General features: G+C 36.7%; 1 protein-coding gene and 2 CRISPR repeat arrays (2 of these 3 only partly in view). The gene reads left to right on the plus strand.

From position 1 onward, the window contains the following. A CRISPR array of direct repeats spans positions 1 to 373; the repeat unit is 30 nt; unit sequence GTTTCAATTCCTTATAGGTAGGCTAAAAAC (it extends 3,765 nt beyond the left edge of the window). Positions 374 to 696: 323 nt separating this feature from the next. Beyond that, positions 697 to 1,917 carry an IS110 family transposase gene (locus tag TETH514_RS11665; RefSeq protein ID WP_003869923.1) on the plus strand — a complete coding sequence of 407 codons (1,221 nt, stop codon included), beginning with the start codon at positions 697 to 699 and terminating at the stop codon, positions 1,915 to 1,917. 85 nt (positions 1,918 to 2,002) lie between these two features. After that, positions 2,003 to 15,747: direct repeats of the CRISPR family, unit length 30 nt; unit sequence GTTTCAATTCCTTATAGGTAGGCTAAAAAC (it continues 836 nt past the right edge of the window).

A 15,747-nucleotide genomic window follows, 5' to 3' on the forward strand; every position in this document is an offset into this window, starting at 1 on the left:
ACTTTCTATGTTTCAATTCCTTATAGGTAGGCTAAAAACTTAGCCAGCTTTTTATTTCTGTTGTAGAAATTTTATTGTTTCAATTCCTTATAGGTAGGCTAAAAACCTACATCTAAGAGTGGACGGAACCGAAGAAAATAGTCGTTTCAATTCCTTATAGGTAGGCTAAAAACAAAGTGTATCTCCCAAGACCACCGATACAAGCAATCAAGTTTCAATTCCTTATAGGTAGGCTAAAAACGTTCATTTAACTTCCCTCCTTCGCTGTTTCTATAGTGTTTCAATTCCTTATAGGTAGGCTAAAAACTATTTCAGCATAGTTATTGCTATCCTGCTGGGCATAGTTTCAATTCCTTATAGGTAGGCTAAAAACAACCAAACTTGAAAAAAGCTGCATTTTTCAAGTTTAGTTTCAATTCCTTATAGACTCCCATGCCGCAAATGCAGCACCAGCAGAGGATGAAAATGTCCTTTTTTGATGATATAATCAGTACAGCGGCTGGTGAAGAAAGGTCGTTCTTACCTTGGTGCTTTGAGCCCGACTCATAGACAGACTCCAACGACCAGGTGCACCACAGATTGTTGCTCCCTTTACGGGAAGCACGCAGGATAGAATAACCCCTTATGGTTGTTGCACCAGCTCTTCAATTTTACAGTCGCTATCGTTCAAATTTTAAAAAAGGAGTTGGTTCTTTCATGGATTTAGTTTATTCTCATGTTTGCGGATTAGATGTCCATAAAAAGAATGTCGTAGCTTGTATAATAACACCAGAAGGTAAAGAAATCCGCACTTTTTCAACTATGACCGATGACCTTATTGCATTAAAAGAATTTATTAAAGCTAAAGGTTGTTCTGTTGTTGCTATGGAAAGTACCGGCTCTTATTGGAAACCTATTTACAATCTACTTGAGCTTGAGAGCATTAAAATCCTACTCGTCAATGCTAAGCATATTAAAAATGTCCCTGGTAGAAAAACCGATGTAAAAGATGCTGAGTGGATAGCAAGTCTCTTACAACATGGCCTTTTGCAAGGCAGCTTTGTGCCAGATCGTGAACAAAGAGAACTTCGCGAGCTTGTACGCTATAGAAAAAGCCTCATTGAAGAAAAATCAAGAGAACTTAATCGCATACAAAAGGTTTTAGAAGGAGCTAATATCAAACTGTCTTCGGTAGTCTCTGATATCAACGGGGCATCCAGTCGTTCTATACTTGAGGCTATTATAAATGGTGAAGAAAATCCCGAAACCCTGGCTGAGCTTTCTCAAGGCAAGCTAAAAAATAAAATGGATGAACTAAAACGCGCTTTAAAAGGCTTGATCAATCATCACCAAAGGATGCTTCTGGAAATACAGCTTAGACATATTGATTACCTTGATGAAGAAATAGCAAAATTAGACGAAGAAATTAAAAATCGAATGCTCCCTTTTGAAAAAGACCTGGCACTGCTGGATACAATCCCTGGAGTCGGAAGAAGAACTGCAGAACAAATAATAGCCGAAATCGGCACGAATATGGAACAGTTCCCCTCTGCTGCCCATTTGTGTTCTTGGGCAGGGTTGTGTCCAGGTCATAATGAAAGTGCTGGTAAACAAAAGTCTGCAAGAACTCGAAAAGGTAACCAAAAATTGCGAAGCTCTCTTATTGAAGCTGCCAGAGCTGCCTCAAGGGCAAAAGATACTTATCTCTCAAGTCAGTACCACCGCATCGCTGCTCGAAGAGGAGCAAACCGTGCAGCAGTTGCAGTGGCACATAGCATTTTAATTATAGTTTATCATATTCTCAAGCAAAAGCAACCATATATTGAATTAGGTCCTACTTATTATGAAGAGAAAAAGCGTAATATGATTATTCGTCAATCTTTAAAAAAGCTAGAGTCTTTAGGCCTTAAGGTCACGGTCGAATCTGCAGTGTCTTAACTTTTAATTTAACTTTATTAACCATTTATTTATCCCATATTTTTACATCGGTATGGGTTTAGTTTTTTGTTGCCTTTTTGAGAGACACTATTTTCAGGATAGGTAGGCTAAAAACCTTTTCTGACCACCAAAAACCTATGTGGCTGTTCTGGTTTCAATTCCTTATAGGTAGGCTAAAAACGATTCTACTGCATTATTACATCTTGTGCTACATCAGTTTCAATTCCTTATAGGTAGGCTAAAAACTCAGCAGGTTTTATGTCAAGCCTATCAAGCACGTCTTGTTTCAATTCCTTATAGGTAGGCTAAAAACTTAGCCTCAGCTAATCTCTGTTGAAACTCCTCACTCGTTTCAATTCCTTATAGGTAGGCTAAAAACCACATTGAAAGATGGCACGGTTATTAAAATAGACGAGTTTCAATTCCTTATAGGTAGGCTAAAAACTTCAAAGCGTATTTACATTTTAGCAGATGTGGATGGGTTTCAATTCCTTATAGGTAGGCTAAAAACTTGCCACGTTCAGGGGCTCTTCTTTTCATTTCTCTTGTTTCAATTCCTTATAGGTAGGCTAAAAACCAACGTCTATGTCTATGCTTGCGTGCGGCAGATTGCAAGTTTCAATTCCTTATAGGTAGGCTAAAAACACCCACCAAACCAACAGGTGAGATTGTTCCACGATAGTTTCAATTCCTTATAGGTAGGCTAAAAACTGTGCCTATTTCAGACTCAAAACCACCATTTGCCAAGTTTCAATTCCTTATAGGTAGGCTAAAAACACAAGCCCAGTAGGGCTTTTATTTTTGCGCAGAAAGGAGTTTCAATTCCTTATAGGTAGGCTAAAAACCAATAAAGAGCTGTTTGAGATGCTACAACAAATTAGGCTGTTTCAATTCCTTATAGGTAGGCTAAAAACTGCTCCGACGTGCCATAACTGCTATAGCAGATACGTGTTTCAATTCCTTATAGGTAGGCTAAAAACGTTGTGAAACTGCCGGAGGATATTGGTGAAGAAAAAGTTTCAATTCCTTATAGGTAGGCTAAAAACCCGAGTTCAATACCTTCACCCACCAAACCAACAGGGTTTCAATTCCTTATAGGTAGGCTAAAAACATGTAGACGTATATGTCGCCGCCAGCACCAGCAACCGTTTCAATTCCTTATAGGTAGGCTAAAAACGCTGCTCTTCTTTTTGAAACTTTTTAGCTTCTGCAAGTTTCAATTCCTTATAGGTAGGCTAAAAACTAAGTATCCGCACCAATATCTTTTGTGCTGCAAATACGTTTCAATTCCTTATAGGTAGGCTAAAAACACAAATTGAAACGAAAGGAGGTATGCTTATGAGCTGTTTCAATTCCTTATAGGTAGGCTAAAAACTAGGTTTTAAAGTACACTACAGGGTTGGTGGTGGTGGTTTCAATTCCTTATAGGTAGGCTAAAAACGAAGTCGCCGTTATTAGCTTTGCAAAAGGCTATATAGTTTCAATTCCTTATAGGTAGGCTAAAAACTAGGTTTTAAAGTACACTACAGGGTTGGTGGTGGTGGTTTCAATTCCTTATAGGTAGGCTAAAAACGAAGTCGCCGTTATTAGCTTTGCAAAAGGCTATATAGTTTCAATTCCTTATAGGTAGGCTAAAAACCTAATGAAGGATTACTGCGCCCATTCTCAATATCACTGTTTCAATTCCTTATAGGTAGGCTAAAAACCTACTGTGAATTAGCACAAAGAGAGGAGGCAGCGATAGTTTCAATTCCTTATAGGTAGGCTAAAAACTCCCAATTTTGGGGATTTATTAAATCCTCTAATAAATGTTTCAATTCCTTATAGGTAGGCTAAAAACGGAGTAAATCTTTTTTAGTGACTTTGTACTTTTTAGTGGTTTCAATTCCTTATAGGTAGGCTAAAAACTTCTCACATTCAACCCAATATCAGCTTTACATTGGTGTTTCAATTCCTTATAGGTAGGCTAAAAACAAATTATCAAGTTATCTTCCTTTGCACTCTAAATGGGTTTCAATTCCTTATAGGTAGGCTAAAAACTATCGGATTCCTACGTAAAAATTACAAAGGTTGCAAGTTTCAATTCCTTATAGGTAGGCTAAAAACCAGGTATGAAATCTCCGTATTCTGCAAACTCGTCTTTCGTTTCAATTCCTTATAGGTAGGCTAAAAACAATTGTTTTTCTTCTTTTGTAAGTTCAAGTTCAAGCCGTTTCAATTCCTTATAGGTAGGCTAAAAACGCATAAACAAAGCAGAAGTAGTACCAAGCCCTTACTGTTTCAATTCCTTATAGGTAGGCTAAAAACAAATGTTTGTTTTGACAAACTCAATTACTTTCTTTTCGTTTCAATTCCTTATAGGTAGGCTAAAAACTGATGAATTAGGCCGAATACTTCGACCTGTCGTTGGGTGTTTCAATTCCTTATAGGTAGGCTAAAAACTATTGAAAGTAGATTTGGAAAGATGCATAGGCAAATGTTTCAATTCCTTATAGGTAGGCTAAAAACCTGCATCATCATAAGGTGTTTCGAGCGGAAAATCGGTGTTTCAATTCCTTATAGGTAGGCTAAAAACAAGACGCAGCTTGACAGAGGTAACTGTTGGCTGGGGGTTTCAATTCCTTATAGGTAGGCTAAAAACGTAACGGGAGGTAGATAGCATGGCAATGATACAAATGTTTCAATTCCTTATAGGTAGGCTAAAAACGCGACCCTGCATTACAGGCTGGTGACTACATCAACCGTTTCAATTCCTTATAGGTAGGCTAAAAACGATTATTCATGAATGGAAGCCAGGGGTAAACATATCGTTTCAATTCCTTATAGGTAGGCTAAAAACACGACCCATCGGCGCTTATAAAAATTGGCTGGAAAGAGTTTCAATTCCTTATAGGTAGGCTAAAAACGATTATTCATGAATGGAAGCCAGGGGTAAACATATCGTTTCAATTCCTTATAGGTAGGCTAAAAACACGACCCATCGGCGCTTATAAAAATTGGCTGGAAAGAGTTTCAATTCCTTATAGGTAGGCTAAAAACGATTATTCATGAATGGAAGCCAGGGGTAAACATATCGTTTCAATTCCTTATAGGTAGGCTAAAAACACGACCCATCGGCGCTTATAAAAATTGGCTGGAAAGAGTTTCAATTCCTTATAGGTAGGCTAAAAACCTTCAGGAATCCAATCATGAATTCCTGTGGAACCCCAGTTTCAATTCCTTATAGGTAGGCTAAAAACTTAGCTATTGGTATAGCTAAACCGTCTATATGTCCTCTGTTTCAATTCCTTATAGGTAGGCTAAAAACTGTCAAGTGGAAGCCTTAAAACATATTACAATTCCATGTTTCAATTCCTTATAGGTAGGCTAAAAACACCGCTGCCGGTGGATGAATATACAACGTTGAAGAGTTTCAATTCCTTATAGGTAGGCTAAAAACGCAATAAATGCTATTCAAGCTGTGCTTCCCTTAGCTGGTTTCAATTCCTTATAGGTAGGCTAAAAACGTACACCAGAAAACAAAGTAGCCCAATCTAACTGCAGTTTCAATTCCTTATAGGTAGGCTAAAAACTTTCTACCGAATCAACTTTTATTTGTTTTTTCATTTGTTTCAATTCCTTATAGGTAGGCTAAAAACTGAAGTAGAAGGCGCGAATACGCTAATGGTGCCGGGGTTTCAATTCCTTATAGGTAGGCTAAAAACTACAGTTGGCGGTGTTACGGTAAATTTCAAGCCTGAGTTTCAATTCCTTATAGGTAGGCTAAAAACGCCCAATGCGCAGCCGAATATGGCCACAGGTGGCAGTTTCAATTCCTTATAGGTAGGCTAAAAACCTGCTGCTGCATCGGTTGCAGATGTGCCCGGGAGGGGTTTCAATTCCTTATAGGTAGGCTAAAAACGCGTACAGGCACAGCAGACAAAATCTGTATCCGCAGGTTTCAATTCCTTATAGGTAGGCTAAAAACTTTACCATGTTGGTTTTACGCTCAATCTCGGTTACGGTTTCAATTCCTTATAGGTAGGCTAAAAACTCACAAATTATGTCATCGAGGATATACCGCTCAACGAGTTTCAATTCCTTATAGGTAGGCTAAAAACATTCCGCTACTATATTTGCTAATTCTTCTTTTGTTAGTTTCAATTCCTTATAGGTAGGCTAAAAACTGATAGCACAATGGAATTTGGCACCGCTGTTCAAAAGTTTCAATTCCTTATAGGTAGGCTAAAAACCTTTATATCCCAGCATTTTTGCCATTTGTTCTTGTGGTTTCAATTCCTTATAGGTAGGCTAAAAACTATGAAGAATGGGAAGGAGGTACAATCACATGAACAGTTTCAATTCCTTATAGGTAGGCTAAAAACGCAAAAGAAGCCGGGTTTTTTGGAGGTGAAGTAGGTTTCAATTCCTTATAGGTAGGCTAAAAACCTGGTTTCCATACAGAACTTCAATCTGCTGTTGTATTGTTTCAATTCCTTATAGGTAGGCTAAAAACCCTTCCCATTCTTCATATCTCTTAAAAACTGTTCCCCGTTTCAATTCCTTATAGGTAGGCTAAAAACAATTGTTTTTCTTCTTTTGTAAGTTCAAGTTCAAGCCGTTTCAATTCCTTATAGGTAGGCTAAAAACGTAATTGTGGTTTTGATAGAAGTAATCACCTACCGGGTTTCAATTCCTTATAGGTAGGCTAAAAACTAGAAAACTTACACCTGAAGAAATTGAAGAAACCGTGTTTCAATTCCTTATAGGTAGGCTAAAAACCTGGTCAATTCTTCAAAATTGGTTCCACTTGGATATGTTTCAATTCCTTATAGGTAGGCTAAAAACAAAACAAAGATGAATATATTAGCATAGAAAAATTGTGTTTCAATTCCTTATAGGTAGGCTAAAAACATGAATTGTTTATTACCCTCACTTATAAAGAAAATAGTTTCAATTCCTTATAGGTAGGCTAAAAACTTATTTATGAAATTCTATTTGTTCTAAGTACTGCCCAGTTTCAATTCCTTATAGGTAGGCTAAAAACGTATTGAAAGTAGATTTGGAAAGATGCATAGGCAAATGTTTCAATTCCTTATAGGTAGGCTAAAAACCAATAATTTTTGGAAAAGAAGCTGCAACAGTTCCTTAGTTTCAATTCCTTATAGGTAGGCTAAAAACGGTGTTCAGGATACATCAAGAAGCGGTTTATATCAGTTTCAATTCCTTATAGGTAGGCTAAAAACGAAAAAAGAATCTAATCAATTAACAGTTATGTATTAGTTTCAATTCCTTATAGGTAGGCTAAAAACAAAGTTATTGCTTCCATATCAAGCACTTTTGAAATTGTTTCAATTCCTTATAGGTAGGCTAAAAACGGAATATGAAAATGCAGGATTGCACTTTGAACCAAGGTTTCAATTCCTTATAGGTAGGCTAAAAACCCTGTGGCGGTTGGCGAAGGCTTCAGAGATGGCACAAGTTTCAATTCCTTATAGGTAGGCTAAAAACGCAAGCCTTAAATTATCTAAATCATAAATCTTTTTGTAGTTTCAATTCCTTATAGGTAGGCTAAAAACTGGAAGTGCAACAGCCGAATTCACTGGACATACTACGTTTCAATTCCTTATAGGTAGGCTAAAAACCATTGGACGCGATAGAGTCATTGATGAAGTATGTGCGTTTCAATTCCTTATAGGTAGGCTAAAAACGAATTGCCCATTGGCATATTCTATCAGGGAAATATGGGTTTCAATTCCTTATAGGTAGGCTAAAAACTGAGAAAGGATGTGGATGTGATGGCTATTATCTATGGTTTCAATTCCTTATAGGTAGGCTAAAAACATTTTTAAAAGTTTTTGTAGAAGTTCTTGCGGCAACTCGTTTCAATTCCTTATAGGTAGGCTAAAAACATACGCTGTGGGAGCGTATTGCTTAGTATACACATACGTTTCAATTCCTTATAGGTAGGCTAAAAACCACACACGTCGGGCAGTGCCCGACGGAACTAAATTTAGTTTCAATTCCTTATAGGTAGGCTAAAAACTTTAAATGTCTTTAAGACAATTATAACACAAATAAAAGTTTCAATTCCTTATAGGTAGGCTAAAAACGGGTTTCCCTCGACAGGCCTTTCCGCCTTATTATTTAGTTTCAATTCCTTATAGGTAGGCTAAAAACCGCAAGTTTCCTCAACACCGCCGTTTATTAACTCATGTTTCAATTCCTTATAGGTAGGCTAAAAACTCGCCAGGCTTATTTTATTTATCAGCATGGAATATGGTTTCAATTCCTTATAGGTAGGCTAAAAACGCCACGAAATCTTGCTGCCCACTGCCGTGCCGACTGCGTTTCAATTCCTTATAGGTAGGCTAAAAACGTAAATATGGAATAGATTTAGAAAAAGCCATTGAAAGTTTCAATTCCTTATAGGTAGGCTAAAAACAATGTGGCAAAAGGCTAATCCCGGTCTTGGTACAATGTTTCAATTCCTTATAGGTAGGCTAAAAACCACACTTTTTCATGATATAATGTAGATGGAATTATAGTTTCAATTCCTTATAGGTAGGCTAAAAACCCACCCTGTATAAATAATCTGAGAACACATAAAATAGTTTCAATTCCTTATAGGTAGGCTAAAAACATTATGGGCCCTTGCTAGTATTAAGAAGACAAAAGTGTTTCAATTCCTTATAGGTAGGCTAAAAACGATGATATATGCCAGGAGCAGAATTAGCGCAATATGGAAGTTTCAATTCCTTATAGGTAGGCTAAAAACGAAGCAAAACATGGCATAGTAGGTTTTGCATTATTTAGTTTCAATTCCTTATAGGTAGGCTAAAAACATATTTTTGAAATGGGGGTATAATTATGGCACTATTGTTTCAATTCCTTATAGGTAGGCTAAAAACGAAGTATGGCGTTAGTAAAACGCATATTTCCAGAAGCGTTTCAATTCCTTATAGGTAGGCTAAAAACCTCGAAAATTATATATTCTTTCATTCGTCTATGCCCGTTTCAATTCCTTATAGGTAGGCTAAAAACAAAAATTTATGGAGAAATACCAATTAGAAGATTTAGAGTTTCAATTCCTTATAGGTAGGCTAAAAACTAGCTGCTCTGGATGCAAAGGCAGATTATATACCGCTGTTTCAATTCCTTATAGGTAGGCTAAAAACATTAAGAGAGCGGGCTAAATGCCCGCCCGCTAACTTGTTTCAATTCCTTATAGGTAGGCTAAAAACCTTTTCAAAAAACATATACATATCTTCTGCTGCTTTGTTTCAATTCCTTATAGGTAGGCTAAAAACTTCATTATCAGAACCCTCAAAATTAGCATTAATCAAAGTTTCAATTCCTTATAGGTAGGCTAAAAACAAGAGCAGCAAAAAAGGAGAGTTTATCTCTCCCTGGTTTCAATTCCTTATAGGTAGGCTAAAAACTTTCTGACCTCTTTTTCAAGAAGTAACCTAACAAGCGTTTCAATTCCTTATAGGTAGGCTAAAAACGCACCACACATATTACAAGTAGCCGACACAACAAAAGTTTCAATTCCTTATAGGTAGGCTAAAAACTTGCTACTTTTTTAACATACGATGTTGTACAGAGGTGTTTCAATTCCTTATAGGTAGGCTAAAAACATAATGCAAAACCTACTATGCCATGTTTTGCTTCTAAGTTTCAATTCCTTATAGGTAGGCTAAAAACGAAAAGTTGCGTTGGCAAATGCATTTGTGAAATTGATGTTTCAATTCCTTATAGGTAGGCTAAAAACCTAAATTAACGAAAGACGATTCAACAGGAGTAACATAGTTTCAATTCCTTATAGGTAGGCTAAAAACTATAGATGAGCAATCTGAGAGACATACGAACAAAGTGTTTCAATTCCTTATAGGTAGGCTAAAAACGAATATCTTTAGTCGCTCGTGCTTGTCAGGTGTCATTTGTTTCAATTCCTTATAGGTAGGCTAAAAACCTGCAATGAAGGCTAAAGACAGTGTGCTGAAGTTCTGTTTCAATTCCTTATAGGTAGGCTAAAAACTTGGCAAGCTGGAAGATTATAGCCTGGAGAATTTCAAGTTTCAATTCCTTATAGGTAGGCTAAAAACATGAATTGCCCAACGTCTGCCATATGCAGCATTACCTAGTTTCAATTCCTTATAGGTAGGCTAAAAACTTGTTCCAATTTGACCAAAGGTCATTGGCATTTCTCGTTTCAATTCCTTATAGGTAGGCTAAAAACGATATCAGGTGGGTTACATACTGATGTCTTGGGTCGGGTTTCAATTCCTTATAGGTAGGCTAAAAACGGATACAGTCTGGTAGCCAACTCCTCGGTGGATATCTCGTTTCAATTCCTTATAGGTAGGCTAAAAACGTACCTTACCGTCATCTGCCTTCACCTACTTCCTTCGTTTCAATTCCTTATAGGTAGGCTAAAAACTGCCATAATATACGGTTTCATTGTTTGCCAGAACTAGTTTCAATTCCTTATAGGTAGGCTAAAAACGGTGTAAAGAGTGGTAATGTTAGTGAGTCATTGACCAGTTTCAATTCCTTATAGGTAGGCTAAAAACGATACCATTACATCCATGCATATCTTCTTGTCAATGGTTTCAATTCCTTATAGGTAGGCTAAAAACTCAGATTGATAGTGAAAAGAAGGAGGATAGTTAATAGTTTCAATTCCTTATAGGTAGGCTAAAAACACGTCAAGGATGGTTGCCTTGCTAATAGAAGCTGTGTTTCAATTCCTTATAGGTAGGCTAAAAACTTCTAAAATCTCCTTTCTGTAACTTTCTAATTATATTGGTTTCAATTCCTTATAGGTAGGCTAAAAACGCCACAACAAACCTATCAGGAACAGCAGAAATCTTCCGTTTCAATTCCTTATAGGTAGGCTAAAAACTAGGTTTTGTATTGTTTGTAATACTGTTAGAACTGTGTTTCAATTCCTTATAGGTAGGCTAAAAACGCAACAGGATCGAAAGCATAAGAAACACTAGCAAAGTTTCAATTCCTTATAGGTAGGCTAAAAACCCTGATTTTGCTTGTCGTTAACATGGTTAAAGGGAGGGTTTCAATTCCTTATAGGTAGGCTAAAAACCTCATAACCTTATAGGCATAAGTGCTGAATGTAAACCCGTTTCAATTCCTTATAGGTAGGCTAAAAACTGATTTCAACCACGAGGAATTCCATAGGCATTACTGGTTTCAATTCCTTATAGGTAGGCTAAAAACTTGATGTTTGGGAAGGTCTCCATCATGTATCTCAAGTTTCAATTCCTTATAGGTAGGCTAAAAACTACCACCCAGAGTTTGCACAAGGGGAAGGAGGGTTAGGTTTCAATTCCTTATAGGTAGGCTAAAAACTGTGGAACCCTATCCAGTATAACCCAGGTTGTAGAGGTTTCAATTCCTTATAGGTAGGCTAAAAACGGTTAAGGAAATGCAAGAATACGGCTTTGAGATGAGTTTCAATTCCTTATAGGTAGGCTAAAAACCTATTTCCTGGTGGTTGCAGACATGGTGCAATGGGCGTTTCAATTCCTTATAGGTAGGCTAAAAACTTCTTGATTGCTTCAAGTGCCTTGTTGAAAATCTGCTGTTTCAATTCCTTATAGGTAGGCTAAAAACGTGCTGTCTCTGACTTACCTGTTCTGGTGTCTCCTAGTTTCAATTCCTTATAGGTAGGCTAAAAACGTTGGGGCATAAGGCTATAGCTATCACCGAACATGGGTTTCAATTCCTTATAGGTAGGCTAAAAACAACCACCAAAAGTTCCTAAAAAAGAAGCTGGCTATTAGTTTCAATTCCTTATAGGTAGGCTAAAAACGGAAGGTTCAATGAACATGTTGCCTTCAATTTCTGCAAGTTTCAATTCCTTATAGGTAGGCTAAAAACTCAGTGAAGATGGACGAGAACGGGAATATTAGACCTGTGTTTCAATTCCTTATAGGTAGGCTAAAAACACGTCCCCGGCTGAGACTGGGGTACCGCCTTCTGTAGGTTTCAATTCCTTATAGGTAGGCTAAAAACCAGCAGGAATAAGAGAGGTGAGTGAGCTAAATGAAGTTTCAATTCCTTATAGGTAGGCTAAAAACATGTCTGTGCCTACCGTGGAAGGACAGGGAGAAGTGTTTCAATTCCTTATAGGTAGGCTAAAAACTGGCTATACGCACGGTGTTCCTCACTGCTTCTACAGGGTTTCAATTCCTTATAGGTAGGCTAAAAACTGAGACTCTCAAGCCTTATATGACCATAGAAAAACAGTTTCAATTCCTTATAGGTAGGCTAAAAACTACTTACCTGTCCACTGATTGCTCCAGTTATTTCAAGTTTCAATTCCTTATAGGTAGGCTAAAAACCCCTACCTGTCCAGGTGGTTGTTTCTGAAGACTCAAGTTTCAATTCCTTATAGGTAGGCTAAAAACGAAGGCAGGAAGGCAAGTGTGATGGAGACTTGGATGTTTCAATTCCTTATAGGTAGGCTAAAAACTTTGGCACCTATCTCTTCAGCTTTTTCATTCCAAAGTTTCAATTCCTTATAGGTAGGCTAAAAACCACCTATATTACCTCCTTATACTCTGGATATACCAAAGTTTCAATTCCTTATAGGTAGGCTAAAAACTCAGATTGATAGTGAAAAGAAGGAGGATAGTTAATAGTTTCAATTCCTTATAGGTAGGCTAAAAACACGTCAAGGATGGTTGCCTTGCTAATAGAAGCTGTGTTTCAATTCCTTATAGGTAGGCTAAAAACAGTAAAAGAATTGGAAGGAGGCATAACAATGGACAAAAGTTTCAATTCCTTATAGGTAGGCTAAAAACCATGTGTTATAGCGGAAGGATTGATGTTTGATGAAAAGTTTCAATTCCTTATAGGTAGGCTAAAAACTTGCGTCACACACGACGCAGACAAGAAGAGAATTATTAGTTTCAATTCCTTATAGGTAGGCTAAAAACATGATGAGATTAGAAAGTTTGTGAAAGAAAATTGGGTTTCAATTCCTTATAGGTAGGCTAAAAACAAATGCTAAATGACATAAAAATTGTACAATAAGGGAGGGTTTCAATTCCTTATAGGTAGGCTAAAAACGAGGAGAATGAGAAACTTGTAGAAGAAAACAAACGGTGTTTCAATTCCTTATAGGTAGGCTAAAAACACAAAAATACGTCGCCTTGTAAATGCGGGGCAGGAATGTTTCAATTCCTTATAGGTAGGCTAAAAACATGAAAACAGGCAGAACGAAATAGCAAAAATATCTCGGTTTCAATTCCTTATAGGTAGGCTAAAAACCCATTCTTCCCATTCTTCCCATTCTTTCTGTCTTTTGTTTCAATTCCTTATAGGTAGGCTAAAAACGAGAAAAAAGCAAGAAAAAGCGGAGTTGCGTAGCGATTGTTTCAATTCCTTATAGGTAGGCTAAAAACCAGATACGTTAAAAGCAAGTGCCAATTTACTAACGTGTTTCAATTCCTTATAGGTAGGCTAAAAACTTGTCCCTCTATATGCACCTGCTGATTACTTGAAATGTTTCAATTCCTTATAGGTAGGCTAAAAACATAAAGAATTTATTGGGGAATATTGCCCAGGTTATGTGTTTCAATTCCTTATAGGTAGGCTAAAAACGAGGTAGGAAAAGAAAAGGTAAGATACTTATCCCAGGTTTCAATTCCTTATAGGTAGGCTAAAAACATACGTCCAGGCTGTATTTCCAAGAAAGAAATCCCTGGTTTCAATTCCTTATAGGTAGGCTAAAAACCAAAAAAGCGGGCTTTAATAGACGCTACTCTTCTTGGTTTCAATTCCTTATAGGTAGGCTAAAAACCAGCAAATTCTTTATCATAGTTTATATGTTCAACGGTTTCAATTCCTTATAGGTAGGCTAAAAACTATGGTTAAAATGTATTCGTCTGCAAATTTATCTATAGTTTCAATTCCTTATAGGTAGGCTAAAAACGTAAAAGAAGCACTACATGAAGGGATGATACAAAAGTTTCAATTCCTTATAGGTAGGCTAAAAACAAGAAGTGGACTTAAATCATGTTAAAAATACAATGGTTTCAATTCCTTATAGGTAGGCTAAAAACTACATTTACGTAAAGATGATGAAATTGAAATATACATGTTTCAATTCCTTATAGGTAGGCTAAAAACGCACTTTCTGATATACCTAAAACCTGTGCAGTTTCTTGTTTCAATTCCTTATAGGTAGGCTAAAAACTCAATAGAACAGCGATTAGAAGGAGGGATAGTACAGGTTTCAATTCCTTATAGGTAGGCTAAAAACACCAACCTTACTGAAGCCCGGTGCTGAAAAAATTTTAAGTTTCAATTCCTTATAGGTAGGCTAAAAACGTGGAAAGTTGGCAGGTGCATAGCCAGTCATATGGGGTTTCAATTCCTTATAGGTAGGCTAAAAACACAGTGTGGATACCCTGCTGGCACCGTTCGTAAGAATGTTTCAATTCCTTATAGGTAGGCTAAAAACAATCACTTAGCGTTCTGATATAATGAAGTAGGATGGGTTTCAATTCCTTATAGGTAGGCTAAAAACTCTTCGGCTATCCCCCATCCATACCCCTCAATGTACAGTTTCAATTCCTTATAGGTAGGCTAAAAACCTGCTTTGTGTAATTGCTTCATAGATTCCATATTCATGTTTCAATTCCTTATAGGTAGGCTAAAAACTTTTAAGAGAAGCTTCAATCATTGAGGAAGTAGACTGTTTCAATTCCTTATAGGTAGGCTAAAAACGATTAATGAACATGGACAAAAAAGCAAAAGAAAAAGTGTTTCAATTCCTTATAGGTAGGCTAAAAACCGAATTTGATGCCCGTTCCAATTTTCAATCTTTATGTTTCAATTCCTTATAGGTAGGCTAAAAACCATCAAAACTAACCCATGGCGTTGTTACGCATACTGGGTTTCAATTCCTTATAGGTAGGCTAAAAACTCCATATATCTTCTGTTTTCCAATCATAAATTGGAGTTTCAATTCCTTATAGGTAGGCTAAAAACCAAAAGCTTGTCATTCAATCAAACAAAAAATCAATAGTTTCAATTCCTTATAGGTAGGCTAAAAACTCTTTTAGATTGTTTGATATAAAATTAATTGCTCCTTTGTTTCAATTCCTTATAGGTAGGCTAAAAACGGTATTACTCAATCCTCTTTGGGGAGCAGTAGGAGCAGGTTTCAATTCCTTATAGGTAGGCTAAAAACTTTCATGAATAGATTTCCCTTGCATGTACATTAAGTCAGTTTCAATTCCTTATAGGTAGGCTAAAAACCATCCACAACAATATATCTATCATTTTGTTCATCAGTTTCAATTCCTTATAGGTAGGCTAAAAACAATAATAGAAAGAGGTTCAGGATTGACAGTTCATATAGTTTCAATTCCTTATAGGTAGGCTAAAAACAGAAATTAGATGCAATTGGTAATGAAAATTCATAAAGTTTCAATTCCTTATAGGTAGGCTAAAAACCCTGGATATGGGGCTTGGTAAAACCTTTGTTGGAAGGTTTCAATTCCTTATAGGTAGGCTAAAAACCCTGAAAGCAGTGATTTATTTGAACAAAGCAAGAAACGTTTCAATTCCTTATAGGTAGGCTAAAAACGAAAGATGAAGATTTATATTCTTTCAGGAAGCGGTGTTTCAATTCCTTATATGTAGGCTAAAAACATGACTTTAAGTTCTTTTGCTGTAATACCTTTCTTCGTTTCAATTCCTTATAGGTAGGCTAAAAACCCAATTTCCTCACACTTCAACTTATATGGAAAGGAAGGTTTCAATTCCTTATAGGTAGGCTAAAAACAAATTGCAAACTTATCAAATAAAAAGGTT

Source organism: Thermoanaerobacter sp. X514 (assembly GCF_000019065.1).
Classification (GTDB): Bacteria; Bacillota; Thermoanaerobacteria; order Thermoanaerobacterales; family Thermoanaerobacteraceae; genus Thermoanaerobacter; species Thermoanaerobacter pseudethanolicus.

What these genes read in the sequence shown, in the direction of transcription:
- TETH514_RS11665 (WP_003869923.1), top strand. Translation starts at nt 697, where the DNA reads ATGGATTTAGTTTATTCTCATGTTTGCGGATTAGATGTCCATAAAAAG.